This is a genomic window from Mycobacterium sp. KBS0706 (genome assembly GCF_005938675.2).
Taxonomy (GTDB): domain Bacteria; phylum Pseudomonadota; class Alphaproteobacteria; order DSM-16000; family Inquilinaceae; genus Inquilinus.
The window spans coordinates 1-493 of sequence record NZ_VCCH02000348.1; the positions used below are offsets into that span (position 1 = coordinate 1).

Genomic DNA, 493 nt, shown 5'->3' on the forward strand with positions numbered 1-493 from the left:
GGCGTCATGGTGGTCCACCAGCGCGCGGGCGTTGTCGAGCAGGACCTCCTGTGGGATTCCGTCGAAGTGGGCGAAGGCCCCTTCGACCCCGTCGAACCAGGCTGACTGCCGCTCGTGGTGAAACGCCTGCACGTAGCAGCGTCGCGAGTAGCCCAGCGTCGCCACGAACAGATAGAGCCGCGTCGCTTCGCCGCCGATCACCACCCGCGTCTCGCCGAAATCGATCTGCAGCTGGCGTCCAGGCGGCGTCTCGAAGCGGACCGTCGCCCGGGCCTCAGCCTGCAGCGACCGCCGCAGCGGCGCGACGGCGCGCTCTACCGTCCGCAAACTGACGACAAGGCCGTGTTCGCGCACCAGCTCCTGGCGCACCACGTCGGCGTTGCCCCGGTGCTGGCGGAACCGCTCGGCGAGCCAACCCTCAAGGCCGTCCAGAACCTTGGGCCGCTCCGGCTTCTGGTATACCGTCCAGCCGCCCGCAGCGAGGTACCGCCGC

At 70.0% G+C, this 493-nt stretch carries 1 protein-coding gene; it reads right to left on the reverse strand.

Translation table 11 applies throughout. The features are described 5' to 3' along the window. Window positions 1-493: DDE-type integrase/transposase/recombinase (locus tag FFK22_RS42210; RefSeq protein WP_143957043.1), on the reverse strand; the 493-nt coding region annotated here is incomplete at both ends.